This is a genomic window from Parabacteroides sp. HGS0025, assembly GCF_000969845.1.
GTDB lineage: Bacteria > Bacteroidota > Bacteroidia > Bacteroidales > Tannerellaceae > Parabacteroides > Parabacteroides gordonii.
Genome location: NZ_KQ033903.1, coordinates 1262943 through 1279166, shown reverse-complemented (window position 1 = coordinate 1279166; position 16224 = coordinate 1262943). Strand labels below are relative to the sequence as shown.

The 16224-nt window shown below is 48.3% G+C and carries 7 protein-coding genes; 6 read left to right on the top strand and 1 reads right to left on the bottom strand.

What is annotated here, in order from left to right; genetic code table 11:
• Window positions 1-9 precede the first annotated feature (9 nt).
• The 4 genes from HMPREF1212_RS21800 to HMPREF1212_RS21785 are packed head-to-tail and all read left to right on the top strand — an operon-like array spanning window position 10 to window position 7378.
• Window positions 10-1575, top strand: a complete 1566-nt coding sequence (locus HMPREF1212_RS21800; protein ID WP_046151071.1) for a RagB/SusD family nutrient uptake outer membrane protein — start codon at window positions 10-12, stop codon at window positions 1573-1575.
• A gap of 24 nt (window positions 1576-1599) precedes the next feature.
• Entirely contained in the window at window positions 1600-3852 is a 2253-nt protein-coding gene (gene bglX / locus HMPREF1212_RS21795) for a beta-glucosidase BglX (RefSeq protein WP_046151070.1), read from the top strand.
• 18 nt (window positions 3853-3870) lie between these two features.
• Window positions 3871-5139 (top strand): glycoside hydrolase family 5 protein, encoded by a 1269-nt coding sequence (locus HMPREF1212_RS21790; RefSeq protein ID WP_046151069.1) that lies wholly within the window; start codon window positions 3871-3873, stop codon window positions 5137-5139.
• Between the two features lies 1 nt (window position 5140).
• Window positions 5141-7378 (top strand): glycoside hydrolase family 3 C-terminal domain-containing protein, encoded by a 2238-nt coding sequence (locus tag HMPREF1212_RS21785; RefSeq protein ID WP_046151068.1) that lies wholly within the window; start codon window positions 5141-5143, stop codon window positions 7376-7378.
• Window positions 7379-7471: 93 nt separating this feature from the next.
• Here the strand turns inward: HMPREF1212_RS21785 and HMPREF1212_RS21780 are convergent, their stop codons facing one another.
• A complete protein-coding gene (locus tag HMPREF1212_RS21780; protein ID WP_046151067.1) occupies window positions 7472-11515 on the bottom strand; it encodes a hybrid sensor histidine kinase/response regulator transcription factor in 4044 nt (1347 codons plus the stop codon).
• Window positions 11516-11711: 196 nt separating this feature from the next.
• Here HMPREF1212_RS21780 and HMPREF1212_RS21775 point away from each other — a divergent pair, with 196 nt between their 5' ends.
• Together HMPREF1212_RS21775 and HMPREF1212_RS21770 are read left to right on the top strand one after the other, a co-directional pair.
• Complete coding sequence (locus HMPREF1212_RS21775; protein ID WP_046151066.1) at window positions 11712-13172, top strand: hypothetical protein; 1461 nt, start codon at window positions 11712-11714, stop codon at window positions 13170-13172.
• Window positions 13173-13191: 19 nt separating this feature from the next.
• Entirely contained in the window at window positions 13192-16224 is a 3033-nt protein-coding gene (locus tag HMPREF1212_RS21770; RefSeq protein ID WP_046151065.1) for a SusC/RagA family TonB-linked outer membrane protein, read from the top strand.

The window sequence follows — 16224 nt, the reverse complement described above, 5'->3', positions numbered from 1 at the left end:
TAAGACAACATGAAAAAGATAATAATAACATCCTGTGCAGCTCTGGCTATCTTCGGAGCGACCTCATGCGGAGACGATTTCCTGTCCGTTGAACCCTCCAGCAGCGTACCTATCGACGGATATTACAATTCGGAAAGCCGTATCATGGAAGCGGTTACCGCTGCTTACGACCCCTTGCAATGGTACGATTATTTCAGCGGTTGGGCTCCTTTAAGCCTGGTGTACGATTGCATGAGCGACGATGTATATGTAGGCGGCGGTAGCACCAGCGACCAGGGCGAGCTCCATCTGATCTCACAATACTTGTCCGACCCGATCAAGACGATCGCCGGTGCATGGACAACCAGCTATTCCGGTATCAACCGTTCAAACCTGGTGATCGCCGATGTGGAAGCATCCGAAATGGGTGAAACGGATAAGAAGAAATTGATAGCCGAAGCCCGTGTGCTGCGCGCCTGGTACTATTCCGTCCTGTGGAAACTGTGGGGTAATGTTCCTTATTACGATGTAAACCTGACTTTCCCTTACATAGCCGAACAGAAAACGGCTAAAGAAGTGTACGACCTGATAGAAGCAGACCTGGCCGATGTGCTCGACAGCAATGTGCTTCCGATGAAACAACCGACAGAATGGGCCGGTCGCGTGACCCAGGCAATGGCATCCATGCTATACGCCGAATACGTTATGTACCAGCAGGACGAAAGCAAATATGCCAAAGCGCTGGGTTATATGAAGAGCGTTATTTCTTCAGGCCAATACTCCCTGCAACCGTTTGAGAACTTGTGGGAAGCTGAATTCGAATGGAACAATGAAACGATCTTCGACATCAATTATATCTCCAAAGGCGGTAAGAGAACCTGGGGCGATGCCAACTTCACCGGAGGTACCGTAGTTCCCGCCATGATCGGCATCGACGGCCTGAGCGGTAGTCCCGATTATGTAGGAGGCTGGGGATTTGAAGCGGTTGCCAAAGAGGCATACGATGCTTACGAAGAAAACGATAAGCGCCGTGACATCGGTATCCTGAATATGGATAAGTATATCGCAGACAATGCAGCCAAAGGCATAACCGTTACCTACGGAGGCCGTTACCAGAACACCGGACTCTTCATGCGCAAGTATCTGGGACGCATCGGCGGCAATGCTGGTTGCGTTGGTGATGCCGACCTCAACTGGGACAACAACCTTCGTATCTACCGCTATGCGGAAACACTGCTGAATGCCGCTGAACTGGCCCTGCGCACCGGCGACACAGGAACGGCCAAAGGTTATCTGGATCAGGTTCGCGAACGTGCAGGCGTTGCCCCGATCGATGCCAACCTCGATAATATCCTGAATGAACGCCGCCGCGAATTTGTAGGCGAAGGCAAACGCTACTTCGACCTGGTTCGTTTCAACAAAGCGGAAGACGTACTGAAAGCCAAAGGCGGAAAAGTATTGGATAAGAGAGGCGGCAGCTATGTAAAAGACGGTATCCCCGAACGCGTTCAATGGACGGTGAATAAGAAGTATCTTCCTATCCCACAGAGTGAAATCGAGGCATCGAAAGGAACCATCACACAAAATCCGTATTAATAACCAGGAATAACTATTATACCCATGAAAACATCAGGATCAACCATTTTCTATACAGGCCTGCTGGCGCTCTCCCTAACGGCGTGCAGCCGACCTTCGGGATCAGGGAAGGAGGCCTCTGTCGACAGGCAGGTAGAGGAACTGCTCGGTAAAATGACTTTACAGGAAAAGATCGGGCAGATGAACCAGCTCAGTCCGTTCGGCGGCCCGGAAGAGGTAGCGGAACAGATACGTAAAGGAGAGATCGGATCTTTACTGAACGTGACAGATCCGGACGTTGTCAACCGGATACAGAAAATAGCGGTGGAAGAATCCCGGCTCGGCATTCCTGTATTAATGTCGCGCGATGTTATTCATGGGTATAAAACTATTTTCCCTATCCCCTTGGGACAAGCAGCGACCTTCAATCCGCAGATCGTGGAAGACGGCGCCCGCGTGGCAGCCATCGAAGCGTCTGCCGACGGTATCCGCTGGACATTTGCCCCGATGATCGATATTTCACGTGATCCCCGCTGGGGACGTATAGCCGAGAGTTGTGGCGAAGACCCGTACCTGAGCGCCGCTATGGGCGTGGCTATGGTGAAAGGTTTCCAGGGCGACTCCCTGAATGATCCAACCTCGATAGCAGCCTGTGCCAAGCACTTCGTAGGTTATGGAGCCGCAGAAGGGGGACGCGATTATAATTCGACCTTTATCCCCGAACGTCAGTTACGCAACGTCTACTTCCCCCCGTTTGAAGCAGCCGCCAAAGCCGGATGTGCCACCTTTATGACCTCTTTTAATGATAACGACGGTGTGCCTTCAACTGGCAACAGCTTTATCCTGAAAGATGTATTGCGCGACGAATGGAACTACGACGGCATGGTTGTGACCGACTGGGCTTCGACAGCCGAAATGATCTCCCACGGTTTCTGTAAAGACGAAAAAGAAGCTGCCATGAAGTCTGTCAACGCCGGAGTCGATATGGAAATGGTGAGCGGCACCTTTATCCGCCACCTGGAAGAACTCGTAAAAGAAAAGAAAGTATCGGAAGCAGCGATCGATGAAGCGGTGCGCAACATCCTACGCCTTAAGTTTCGCCTGGGATTGTTCGACAATCCTTATGTAAACACAGACCAAGATGTAAAATATACCCCCACCCATCTGGCAAAGGCCAAAGAAGCGGTCGAGCAATCGGTAATCTTACTGAAGAATGACGGGGAGACTTTGCCTTTTACAGATAAGATCCGCACCATCGCAATCGTAGGCCCGTTAGCAGACGCCGCCCACGACCAGATGGGAACCTGGGTATTCGACGGGGAGAAAGCCCATACCCAAACGCTACTACCCGCCTTGAAAGAAATGTATGGCGACAAAGTTACATTCATCTACGAACCGGCTTTAGGTTACAGCCGCGACAAAAACACCGCCAATATCTCCAAAGCCGTCAGCGCTGCCATCCGTGCCGACGCCGTACTAGCCTGTGTCGGAGAAGAGTCCATCCTTTCCGGTGAAGCCCACTCGCTGGCAGACCTGCACCTGCAGGGAGCACAAAGCGAACTGATAGCCGCCCTGGCAAAGACAGGGAAACCGCTCGTGACGGTGGTTATGGCAGGCCGTCCGCTGACGATCGAACAGGAAGTAAAGCAATCGGACGCTGTCCTCTACGCTTTCCATCCGGGAACGATGGGGGGCCCGGCCATCGCCGACCTGCTTTTCGGTAAAGCGGTACCCAGTGGCAAAACGCCCGTCACCTTCCCAAAGATGGTCGGACAGATCCCCGTTTACTATGCCCATACGAACACAGGCCGCCCCGCTTCCCGCCAAGAGACATTGATCGACGACATCCCGTTGGAAGCAGGTCAGACCTCTTTAGGTTGCACCTCTTTCTATATGGATGCCGGTTTCGATCCCTTATTTCCCTTCGGTTACGGATTATCCTATACCACTTTCGGATACGATAACCTGCGGCTGGCTACCGATAAACCGTCTGCGAACGGTACGCTGGAAATCAGTTTCGACCTGACAAATACCGGCAAGTACGACGGCACGGAAATCGTACAATTATACATACAAGATAAAACCGGCTCTGTCACCCGCCCGGTAAAAGAACTGAAAGGGTTCCAACGCGTATCCCTGAAGCAGGGGGAAAAGCAAACAGTCTCCTTCTCCCTTCCTATCGAAGAACTGGCATTCTGGAACATAGACATGCAGAGAGTGGTCGAACCCGGAGAGTTCAACCTTTGGGTAGGCCCCAACAGTGCAGAAGGTTTACAAACATCATTCACCGTCGAATAACAACAAATAACAACTGATATGAAAAAGAATATATATATAGCGATACTGCTCCTGCTGGTTTCCTTCACCGGATGCCGGCAGCATACAGGGCCGGGCGAGGCGGAAATCTCCGCCCTGCCTCCGGAAGCCTTTATCCGCATATCCGGAACCGACCTGATCACTCCCAAAGGACAGAAGTTCTTTATCAAAGGGACAAACCTCGGTAACTGGTTGAATCCGGAAGGCTATATGTTCGGCTTCAGCAAGACGAACTCCCCAGGACGCATCAACCAGCTATTCTGTGAAATGGTAGGCCCCGACTTCACCGCCGAATTCTGGAAAGCATTCAAAGACAACTATATCACCCGTGAAGATGTACAGTTCATCGCCGGGACGGGAGCCAACACCATCCGTCTCCCCTTCCATTATAAACTGTTCACCGACGAGGATTATATGGGACTGACCGCCAACCAGGACGGTTTCGCCCGCATAGACAGCGTTGTGAACTGGTGCCGGGAAACAGGCCTCTACCTGATCCTCGACATGCATGATGCCCCGGGCGGACAAACCGGTGATAACATCGACGACAGCTACGGGTATCCCTGGCTATTCGAAAGCGAAGCCAGCCAGCAGCAGTTCTGCGACATCTGGAAAAAGATCGCCGCCTACTACAAGAACGAACCCGTTATCTTGGGCTACGAACTGATGAACGAGCCTATCGCCCCCTATTTCAGTAATATGGAAGAGCTGAACGGCAAACTGGAACCGTTGTACAAACGGGCCACCGCCGCTATCCGCGAAGTAGATACCAACCATATCATCCTGTTGGGCGGTGCCCAGTGGAACGGTAATTTCCGCCCTTTCACCGACTCCACCTTCGACGACAAGATCATGTACACCTGCCACCGTTACGGCGGCGAGGCCACCAAAGCAGCTATTCAGGAGATCATCGACTTCCGCGACCGCGTCAACCTGCCGATGTATATGGGAGAGATCGGACACAACACGTCTACCTGGATGAACGCATTCTGCCATACAATGCAAGAGAACAATATCGGCTGGACATTCTGGCCGTATAAGAAGATCAACGACTCCGCATTCGCCGGTATCAAACCGCCGAAGAACTGGGAACGGGTGGTCGCCTTCTCCGAAGCCCCGCGCGGCACTTACCAGGAGATCCGCGACGCCCGTCCGGATCAGGAAGAAGCCAGGGCTGCCCTGATGGAGTTCATCCGCAACAGCCGCCTGCCGAACTGCATCATCCAGAAAGAATATATCCGCTCACTAAGTTTAAAAATACACGAATAAGATGAAACTGATCAAGTACATAGCCTGTTCCCTGCTATTGTTGCCCGCTTTTGCACAGGCACAGCAGGAAGTCCCGGTTTACCTGGATAACAGCAAACCGATAGAAGAACGTGTGGAAGACGCCTTGTCGCGCCTGACACTCGAAGAGAAAGTGGCGCTGACACATGCGCAATCCAAGTTCTGTTCGCCGGGAGTGGCCCGTTTAGGCATTCCCGAGTTCTGGATGACCGACGGCCCTCACGGCATCCGCCCCGAAGTATTATGGGATGAATGGGAACAGGCCGGATGGACGAACGACTCTTGTGTAGCCTTCCCGGCACTAACCTGCCTGGCGGCTACCTGGAATCCTCAAATAGCTTTGCTGTACGGAAAGAATATCGGCGAAGAAGCCCGCTACCGCAACAAAACGGTATTGCTGGGCCCCGGTGTGAATATTTACCGCTCACCACTGAACGGTCGTAACTTCGAATATATGGGCGAAGACCCTTACCTGGCCGGAAAGATGGTGGTTCCCTACATACAAGGCGTTCAACAGAACGGTGTAGCCGCCTGTGTAAAACACTACGCACTGAATAACCAGGAAGTGAACCGCCACACGACCAACGTAATCGTAGACGACCGCGCCCTGCACGAAATCTACCTGCCGGCCTTCAAAGCCGCTGTCCAGGAAGGAAAGACCTGGGCTATCATGGGCTCGTATAACCTGTATAAAGACCAGCACGGCTGCCATAACCAATATCTGCTGAATGACATCCTGAAAGGCGAATGGGGCTTCGACGGCGTTGTCGTTTCCGACTGGGGCGGCGTTCATAATACGCAGGAAGCGATCACCAACGGGCTCGACATGGAGTTCGGAAGCTGGACTAACGGATTATCCAACGGGGCAAGCAACGCCTACGATAATTATTACCTGGCAGACCCCTATCTCCAATTGATCCGGGAAGGTAAAGTCGGGACGAAAGAACTCGACGACAAGGTAAGGCGTATCCTTCGCCTGGCCTACCGCACCAATATGGATAGAAACCGTCCTTACGGGGCGCTCTGCTCGGAAGCCCATTTCGCCGCAGCCCGCCAAATCGGTGAAGAAGGTATTGTCTTGTTGCAGAACAACAATAATGTACTGCCTATCAACCTCAGCCGTGCAAAGAAAATAGCCGTTATCGGTGAAAATGCCATCAAGATGATGACCGTAGGCGGCGGCTCTTCTTCCCTGAAAGTGAAATACGAACTATCCCCGCTGGATGGTATCCGCAAGCGGGTGGGCGACCAGGCAGAAGTCGTTTATGCACGTGGTTATGTAGGTGATCCGAGCGGTGAATACAATGGGGTGAAGTCCGGGCAAGATCTGGAAGACAACCGTTCGCCGGAAGAACTGATAGCCGAAGCCGTGGCTGTGGCCAGGGAAGCCGACTATGTGATCTTTATCGGTGGTCTGAACAAGAGCGCACACCAGGACTGCGAGGATGCAGACCGCAAGGAACTGGGCTTGTCTTACGGACAGGATCAGGTAATAGAAGCTCTGGCCCAGGCCAATAAGAACCTGATTATGGTTAATATCTCCGGTAATGCCATCTCCATGCCGTGGGTGAAAGAGGTTCCGGCCATCGTACAGGCATGGTATCTAGGATCGGAAGCAGGCAGTGCCATTGCTTCGGTATTGGTAGGTGACGTAAATCCGTCCGGCAAGCTGCCGTTCACTTTCCCTGTCTCTTTGCAGGATGTAGGTGCGCATAAACTGGGCGAATATCCGGGTACTCCCAGAAACGACGGAAGCCATATAGTAGACCAGAAATACAACGAAGGTATCTTCGTCGGTTACCGCTGGGCTGACAAGCAGAAAGCCAAACCGCTCTTCAGCTTCGGCCACGGCCTGAGCTATACCACCTTCGAATACGGCAAGGTGACTGCCGACAAGAAAACGATCGCCCAGGGCGAACCGATCACCTTCACCCTGACCGTCAGGAACACAGGCAACCGCGAAGGTGCAGAAGTCGTGCAGCTTTATATCAGCGACAAGAAATCGTCCTTGCCCCGCCCCGTAAAGGAACTGAAAGGTTTCCAAAAGGTCTACCTGCAACCGGGCGAAGAGAAACAAGTCTCCTTCACCATCGCCACCGATGCCCTGAGTTTCTTCGACGACGGCAAGCACGAATGGGTAGCCGAACCGGGACAGTTCGAGACACTGATCGGTGCATCAGCAACCGACATCCGCAGCAAAGTAGCATTTGAATTGAAATAACTACTCATCCTTTCCTTAAAAAAACAGCCCGGGTATACGCCTATTTCGTATATCCGGGCAAATTGATTAACGGATAAAAGCAATAAGTTTGAACTATTCCGTTTTCACTCGCCGCAGATATTCCGAAGGCAATACGTCAAACTCTTCCTTGAAGCACTGGCGGAAATAAACAATGCTGTTGAAACCAACCATGAAGGCTACTTCCGAAACATTATATTTCCCTTCAAGCAACAGGCGTTCGGCATATTGCATCTTCACCTTGCGAATATACTCGTTGGTAGAAAGGCCGGTCAAAGCTTTCATCTTACGATAAAGAGTAGAATTACTCATACATAACTTATCAGCCAGATAACCGATATCAATCTTTTCCGACGACATTCTTTCTTCAACCAACAGACTAACCTTCTCAAGAAATTCATTATCCAGCTTATTCAACGATTCCTCGATAATGACACGCTTGTCGTTGATACCGGAAGTCGAACTGAACCGTTCGGCCAGTTTCCGGCGTGAGTCAAGCAGGTTTTGTATACGACTATGAAGCAGGGTGGCACTGAATGGTTTTGTCAGGTATGAATCCGCTCCTATCAGATAACCATCTTCCTTGTCCTGCAAGGAGTCTTTAGCTGTCAACAAGATAATAGGGATATGACTGGTACGGACATCTTCTTTTAGTTTCTTGCACATATCCATGCCATTCATGACCGGCATCATGATATCGCTAACGATGATATCCGGTATGCAACCAAATGCTTGCTCCAGACCTTTTTCTCCGTTCTCAGCTGTTTTAACATCAAAATGTTCAGAGAACGAATCGACAATGTAATCGCAAATATCCGGATTATCTTCCACCACCAGTAAAATACGCTTCCCGGTTCCGGACGGTTCGGGCACTACTTCACAAAGCTCTTCTTCCATCTCTTCTTCCTTTTCAGTCGAATCGGCATGAAGGACATGAGGATATGTATTGTCTGTCAACAGGCTCACATAGAAAGAACTACCTACGTTCAGTGAACTTTCCACCCTGATATTTCCTTCGTGCAATAAGACCAAGTTCTTTACTAAGGCCAACCCGATACCCGTTCCCGAAGCCTGATGTTCGCTTCCTTCCTGATAATAACGGTCAAATATATGGGGTAATGCATCCACACTGATACCATAGCCGGTATCCGACACTTTTATTTCAGTCTGCATAAGGCCATCCCGCTTGATATTGTAAAGACTCAAGGTAATAATACCTTTATCTGTATATTTTATGGCATTCGAGATCAGGTTGTCGAGGACGATCATGATTACTTCCTTATCAAAGAACAAGGTCATATCTTCTTTTTCAACTTCGATACGAAACTCTATGCTTGGCTTTCGGTTCAATTCCTTATATTTCAGTCCAATCTCATAGATCAGAGCAGCCATATTCTCCCGGCTGACACATAGCTTCTTGTTTTGTGTCTCTGTCTTTCTGAATTCCAGTATCTGGTTGATAAGATTCAGCAATCGAATAGCACTCTGATGAATCACAGATATCTTTTGCGAATCACCGGAAGATAATGTGTTCCGTTTCAACAAATCCTCCAGCGGTCCGAGGATCAACGTAAGCGGTGTACGAAGTTCATGGGTAATATTCGTGTAGAAGCGTAAGCGTTCATTATTAAGCTCCTGCTCTTGTTCATGATTTTTCTTTTCCAGCAAATAGAGCGATTCCATATCGATCTTTCGCTTATAGGCATACGAAATAAGAAACAGTGTCAAAGCTGCCAGAACAAAATACAATGACTTTGCCCACCAGGTCAGCCACATAGGAGGATTAATGCGAATATCAAGGCCTGTAACCTCTTCCGACCACTCCTGGTTACGAATTCTTGTTTTTACCAGAAAACGGTATTTACCGGGAGGGACATTGCGAAAAGTAACATTATTAGGCTCATTGATCGTATACCAGGCATCTTCCAGCCCCTTAAGCATATAAGCATACTCAATTTGATCTGTCAGCGCATAATTTTGAACAGTAAAGGTGATGCTGAAGTTATTCTCCATATAATTCAGATCCACTACAGGGCATTGGTTCAGGGAAAGTATCCTATCGTTGTTTTCCTTCTCTTTCATCGGACCAAATATCTTCATGTCGGTAATGATCGCTGCAGGAGCCTGCCGCTCTTCCAGAACCCTTTCCGGATGAAAAAGACAAAGACCATTCAAAGAACCTAAATAAATCACCCCCAGACTATCACGTGCGACACTACCACTCATAAAACTACCGACTGGTACATTATCCCAGCGCCCATAATTATAAAACAGCCCTTTATTATCCAGATAGCAACTAATCCCTTTATTGGTACTCAACCAGATATTACCGTTATTGTCCTCTATTATAGAATGAATATGGGTATTTTCAAGCCCTTCTTCCCTTCCATAAGAATTGTATTCCCATCCGGAAAGAGAAGGGAAACAAACCAGTCCGTCACCGGTTGCCACCCACATCCGTTTTTTACTATCCTCATAAATGTCATTGACTGTATTCGATGGAAAGCGATCAAAAGTAGAGAACTGCTTCAACACACTAAGATCTTCGGAACAAACACTCAATCCTCCGCCATATGTTCCAATCCATAACCGTCCACGGGAATCTCTGGATATACTACGGATTAAATTATTCTGCATATCATAGTGTCCGATAATTCGTTTTTCATCCAAACTGGATTTATAGATCCCCTCACTGGTTCCAATCCAGATCGTATGATCTTCGTCCTCGTAAATCGAACGGACATCCGCATTTGCTTTATCAGAGGGGAAAATCTGCCGGAAAGCCCTCCTTTTCATATCATAATAACATACCCCTCCATTGAAGACCCCGAACCAAAGATTTCCTTCCGAATCGCACATACCTACCTGAATCGAGTTTCCGCTCAGATCGCCTGTTTCTTCATTATAGATAGCCACACGCTTTCCCTTATCAAAGACGTTGATACCTCCCCCGTCTGTTCCAATCCATAGTTTACCTTCCCGGTCGACACAAACTCCTCCGACAGTTTTATTGTTCAGGCTACTTTCCGATGCCTGGATAGGCGAATAGCCGTATACATTAAATAAAGAGGCCGAATGGTTCAGGAAATTAATGCCACCTCCCCAGGTTCCTGCCCATACATTTTTAAACGAATCCTGAAAAACACAGCGAACAGTCGAATTCGAGAGTCCGTACTCATCATAACCCTCTTTTATCCGATTGAAATGTACCTGTTCCGGAAGTAAGAACAAACGTTGTGTCAGGTCTAATATGGCTATGCCCCCGAACTCGAATGCGATCCAGAGCTTATTGTTATCCATTTGCCGGATGTCGAAAACAAAATGAGAAACCGGATTCCCTTTACCACTGAAGGTTACAAAGTTCTCCGCTTCCGGATTGAACAAAGCCAGCCCATTATTGGTTCCGACCCAGATATTACCACTCATGTCTTTATAGACACACCTCACATCATTGCCCGGCAAACTATGAGTATCTTCCGGATCGTGCATAAAATGTTTTGCAGTTTTATCCTTTATAGAAAGAATACTGAAGCCCTGGCGAACATGCCCTACATACAATTTTCCATCGCCGCCGTCAGCAAGCGACCAAATACTGTTAGATTTAAAGCCCGATACGGTTTCGATATTATAATGAGTAAAATATCCGGTCTTTTTATCGAAGTAATCGATTCCTCCCCAATAGGTAGCAATCCACAAATTCCCATCAGCCGCCACCTTAATATTGGTTATGTCATCCGTTATCAGGCTATGGGGATCATCCTCATCATGTTTATAGCAGGTGAAACGATTGTTTACATAATCGTAAGCATTCAGTCCGGCTCGCTGGGTACCTATCCACATAACAGAGTCCAGCGGATCATCGAGCAGACAGTTTAATTCATTACCGGTTATACTTTGTGCATTATTCGTCTCTTTGTAATAAGTAATGAAACGGGTACCATCAAATTTATTCAGTCCTTCTTCGGTTGCAAACCACAGAAAACCTAATTTATCCTGCGCAATACTCACGACATAATTGTTGGATAATCCCTTTTCAATCTCTAATTGTTTAACCGTATAAGGTTGAGCAGAAATAGAGAAGGAAATTAACAGAAGGAAGAATAGAAGTGTTTTTCGCATAGCTGTGATCGCTAATTTATTTACCGATTCAAAAATACGAAATAAATCGGTATAAAAGATACACTAATCGGGCATTGCATGATTAGTATCCCATATTTGCACGATTTATATCAGCTTGTCAAATTTACACCTAATATCTTTGCAGTGTTAAGGGATCAAAATATTCATTGACAAATAATCTTTAATACTAATATTTATGAAAAAGTATTTTTCATCCAATGCCATATATATGGCAAGCTTCGCAATCGCATCCTTCCTTCTAACAGGATGCAACGACGACGATAGTTACCCGGATGTCGACGGGCAAAACCCGACTATCGCGTTAACGACAGATCACATTCAGACCGAGACCGGTCGTGAATTCACTATCAAAGGTACGGTAGAAGACAAAGACGGAATCCGTTCTATCCGTTTAGCTAATGCAGAGCTGAGCCTGGGAAAGACAATCGATCTGCTGGAAATCTACAAAGAGCCTGTTTATACCTATGATTTAAGTTACAGCTTCAAGACACCTAAAACACAGGAGGGCGAAAGCTTCAACATCGATATTACCGTGACCGACCTCGGCGGCCGTACGGTAGAATCGAAAGTACTGGTTACTATGGACGGTGACTTTACAGCACCTACCTTCCCTGCAGCACCGGGTGCCACCGTGACAGTTCTGATCAAGGAAGAAACGAAACTGAACCTCCGTTTCAGTGCAGCAGACGACAAAGCACTCGATTATGTAGAGGTAAGTATCCCTGAACTCGACTTCTACGAAAAACTACCGGTTGAAGGCAAAACATTGAGTTACGACAAGGCTATCAGCCTGCCTTCCGCAATCGCTTCTTATAATCTGGAGATAAAGGCTGTAGACAAATTCAGTCAGGAGACAGTTAAAAAGAGTGTGATCACCGTATCCGAAATGCCCGACTTCTCCAAGATGTATCTGAGTGACGTGAAGGAAGCCGACCTGCTGAACAGCGACTTATTCGGTATTCCGATGCTCATCGAACGCACTGCTCCGTATACCTACCGCGCACGTTACTACTCGGAAGCACCGGGCACGGAAGTACGTTTCGTCCCTCAAAAGACCGACTTCTCCCCGATCTGTTTCGGTATCAACCCGAACGATAATACCGTACTGACCGATGAACCGGAAATGTCTTTACCTATCGTACTGGAAGAAAAAGGATATTATGAAATCACCTTCAATGTGCTGACAGGAGAATACACAACCAACCGTTACACACCGACCGACGAGCCTGCTCCTTATACAGTAGCAATCGGTTCGGAAACAGTAGAATTCCAGATGAGTCTGGTTGGAGCCGGAATGGTCGGAATACCAAGCTGGGATACCAGATCCGGATTTGTATTGACACGCGACAAAGATAATCCTTATTTATTCTACGGCGAAGTCGAGCTGGAAGCCGGCAGCGAAGTGGAATTCACAATCACCCCGAAAGACCTTGTTCACGAAGGTACCGACGACGGCGGCTGGTGGCTCGAACCCTTCTGGCGTTTTGAAGCCGGTGAATCCGACTCAGGCGAGAACGAATATAACACCAAGAATAATGGTAACAACATGAGTAAGGTGAAAGTGCAGAAAGACGGAAAGTATATGTTCAAGTTCGATACGCACTTATTACGTTCCAGATTTTATCCGATTAACTAATATATAATACTATAAAAACATGAAACGATATTTATTCATTCTATTATCGTTCTTTACTCTGAGCCTCTATGCGCAACAGATAAAGCTAACCGGTAATGTAATTTCTTCCAGTGATCAGGAGCCTATGATCGGCGTTACGATCATGGTAAAAGGAACCACGACCGGGACAGTGACCGACCTGGATGGAAACTACTCCCTATCCGAAGTTCCTGCCAATGGTACATTGACCTTCTCCATGATCGGTTATAAGACCAAAGAGGTGAAGGTAAACAACCAGACTGTCATTAATGTGGTACTCGACGAAAATATAGAGGCGCTGGACGAAGTGGTAGTGATCGGTTACGGTACGGCAAAGAAAAGCGACCTGACCAGCTCCATTTCAACCGTCAAAGGCGATGAGCTGAAGAAGATGGCCAGTGGTAACGCCATGTATTCTCTACAAGGAAAAGCCAATGGTGTACAGATCACCAGTGCCGGTAGTCCGGGAGCCACTCCACGTGTAATTATTCGTGGTGTCACTACGGTAAACGGTTCCGATCCATTATATGTAGTAGACGGTATGCCGGTCGGCACGAATATCAACTTCCTGAACCAGGATGATATAGAGAATATCGAGATACTGAAAGACGCATCAGCTGCCGCGATCTACGGTACCCGCGGCTCAAACGGTGTCATCCTTGTAACAACCAAGAAAGGGAAAGAAGGGAAAACGACTTTCCAGTTCAATACCTCAGTCGGCTTCCTGACACTTTCAAAGCCCGACGTTGCTGGTGCTTCCGAATATGAGAAAGTATTCAAAGCACGTTATATCAACGACGGGAATAGCCCGGTATGGAACAGCAAAGACAATATGACTGATGCGGAGGGCACCGACTGGTGGGACGAGACGGTGAAGAAAGTAGCCACCATGCAGAGTTACAACCTGAGCTTCCAGGGTGGTTCCGACAAGATCGTATACAGCGGTAGTGTAGGTTACTTCCGCCAGAATTCACACTACGATTATGGTTACTGGGATAAACTGACAGCTCGTTTCAATACTGAATATCGTTTCAACAAGATCGTGAAAGCCGGTATGGACTTCTCTCCTAAGTTGGAACGCTGGGATGATACTCCTAATCTGATGAATGATGCGATGCGTATGGACCCGACCACTCCGGTATTCCGTCCGGAAGAACAGTGGACAGATAATGTATATAACAACTACTCACGCTCTCACAACAGCCAGGTATGGAACCCGGTTGCCAACGTAGCCCGTATGAACAACGGTAGCGACGAATACGGCCTGCTGATGAACCCGTATATCAATATCGAGCCGATCAAAGGACTGACCATCCGTTCGCAGTTCGGTGTAAACGCCCGTTTTCGTATTGCCGATAAATTCGAACCCAAATTCTTCATCGATAACCTCGAACAGAAAGAACAAAGTTACGTAGAAAGAAAGGCCGATAACTGGATAGACTGGAACTGGACCAATACAATCAACTACATGACCACGCTCGACAAGCACAGCATCAATGTGATGGGAGGTTATACCATGGAAAAGTTCTCTGAATACTGGGTACTCGGTTCCCGTGAGAACACCCCGAGCAACCTGGAAGAGCTTCAATATATAAACGCCGGTACCATGAACCAGAAATCGGAAGGTACCAACGCATACAGCACATTGATCTCCTACCTGGGACGTTTGATGTACAACTATGACGGACGTTATTACCTGACAGCTTCTATCCGCGTGGACGGTTCTTCCAAATTCCCTACAGGAAGCAAATACGCTACTTTCCCTGCCGTATCCGGTGCATGGCGTATCAGCAGTGAACAATTTATGAAGGATCAGGATATCTTCAGCAACATGAAGCTGCGCGCCGGCTGGGGACGCGTAGGTAACCAGAATATCGACAGCAACGCTTACCTGAGCCTGGTGGGTGCCAGCGACTATGTATTCGGTAACAGTGCCGACCGCGTACTGGGTACTTCCGTAAGCAGTATCGGTAACACCAACCTGCGCTGGGAGACAGTGGAAGATGTAAACGTAGGTATCGACCTGGGCATGCTGAACGGACGTCTGAACGTAACAGCCGACTGGTTCCAGAAGAAATCAACCGATATGTTATTGAAGAAAGACAATCTGCTGATCCTCGGTTATCCGATGTGGAACGGACAGATGTGGACGAACATCGGTAAAATGAAAGCTACCGGCTGGGAACTTTCCGTCAACTGGAATGATAAAGTGAACGACTTCGGTTATGAAATCGGTGTGAACCTCTCTTCTGTCAAGAATAAGGCTGTAAAGTTATTAGGTGAAAGTCCGATCCTGACAGGCGGTTTCAACGGTGACTATATCATCCGCAACGAAGAAGGTGGCGAGATCAGCCGCTTCTACGGTTATATTGCCGACGGTATCTTCCAGAACCAGACAGAAGTGAATGCACATACCGGCGAACACGGGGAAGTGCTGCAAGCGAATGCCGTACCGGGTGATATCCGCTTCAAGGATCTGAACAACGACGGTGTACTCGACGATAAGGACAAAGTATATCTGGGTTCTGCCCTCCCCGACCTGATGCTTGGCCTGAATACCCATTTCTCCTATAAGGATTTCGACCTGGTGGCCAACTTCTACGGTACGTTCGGCAACGATATCTTCAACAAGACCCGTGAGATGTACTCCGGTGTAGGCGGATCCAACGTATTTGCAGGCACCTACGAAAAGGCATGGAACGGCGAAGGCACCAGCAACGAAGTTCCCCGCCTGTCGGTAAACGATGCCAACAATAACTACAAACGTGTTTCCAGCTTCTTCGTTGAAAACGGTTCTTATTTCCGTTGTAAATTGTTGCAGTTAGGCTACACACTACCCAAATCGCTTGTCGATGGTCTGGGCATCCGCGTATCGGTATCGGCACAGAACCTGTTCACCATCACGAAATACTCGGGTATGGATCCTGAAAGAGCCGGATTGAGCGGCGACGCAGGTATCACAGAGTCAGGTATCGACGGGGTAGGTTATCCGAACCCGCGTACTTTCCTCGTTGGTCTTAATTTAACCTTTTAA

What these genes read in the sequence shown, in the direction of transcription:
- HMPREF1212_RS21800 (WP_046151071.1), top strand. Translation starts at nt 10, where the DNA reads ATGAAAAAGATAATAATAACATCCTGTGCAGCTCTGGCTATCTTCGGA.
- bglX (WP_046151070.1), top strand. Translation starts at nt 1,600, where the DNA reads ATGAAAACATCAGGATCAACCATTTTCTATACAGGCCTGCTGGCGCTC.
- HMPREF1212_RS21790 (WP_046151069.1), top strand. Translation starts at nt 3,871, where the DNA reads ATGAAAAAGAATATATATATAGCGATACTGCTCCTGCTGGTTTCCTTC.
- HMPREF1212_RS21785 (WP_046151068.1), top strand. Translation starts at nt 5,141, where the DNA reads ATGAAACTGATCAAGTACATAGCCTGTTCCCTGCTATTGTTGCCCGCT.
- HMPREF1212_RS21780 (WP_046151067.1), bottom strand. Translation starts at nt 11,515, where the DNA reads ATGCGAAAAACACTTCTATTCTTCCTTCTGTTAATTTCCTTCTCTATT.
- HMPREF1212_RS21775 (WP_046151066.1), top strand. Translation starts at nt 11,712, where the DNA reads ATGAAAAAGTATTTTTCATCCAATGCCATATATATGGCAAGCTTCGCA.
- HMPREF1212_RS21770 (WP_046151065.1), top strand. Translation starts at nt 13,192, where the DNA reads ATGAAACGATATTTATTCATTCTATTATCGTTCTTTACTCTGAGCCTC.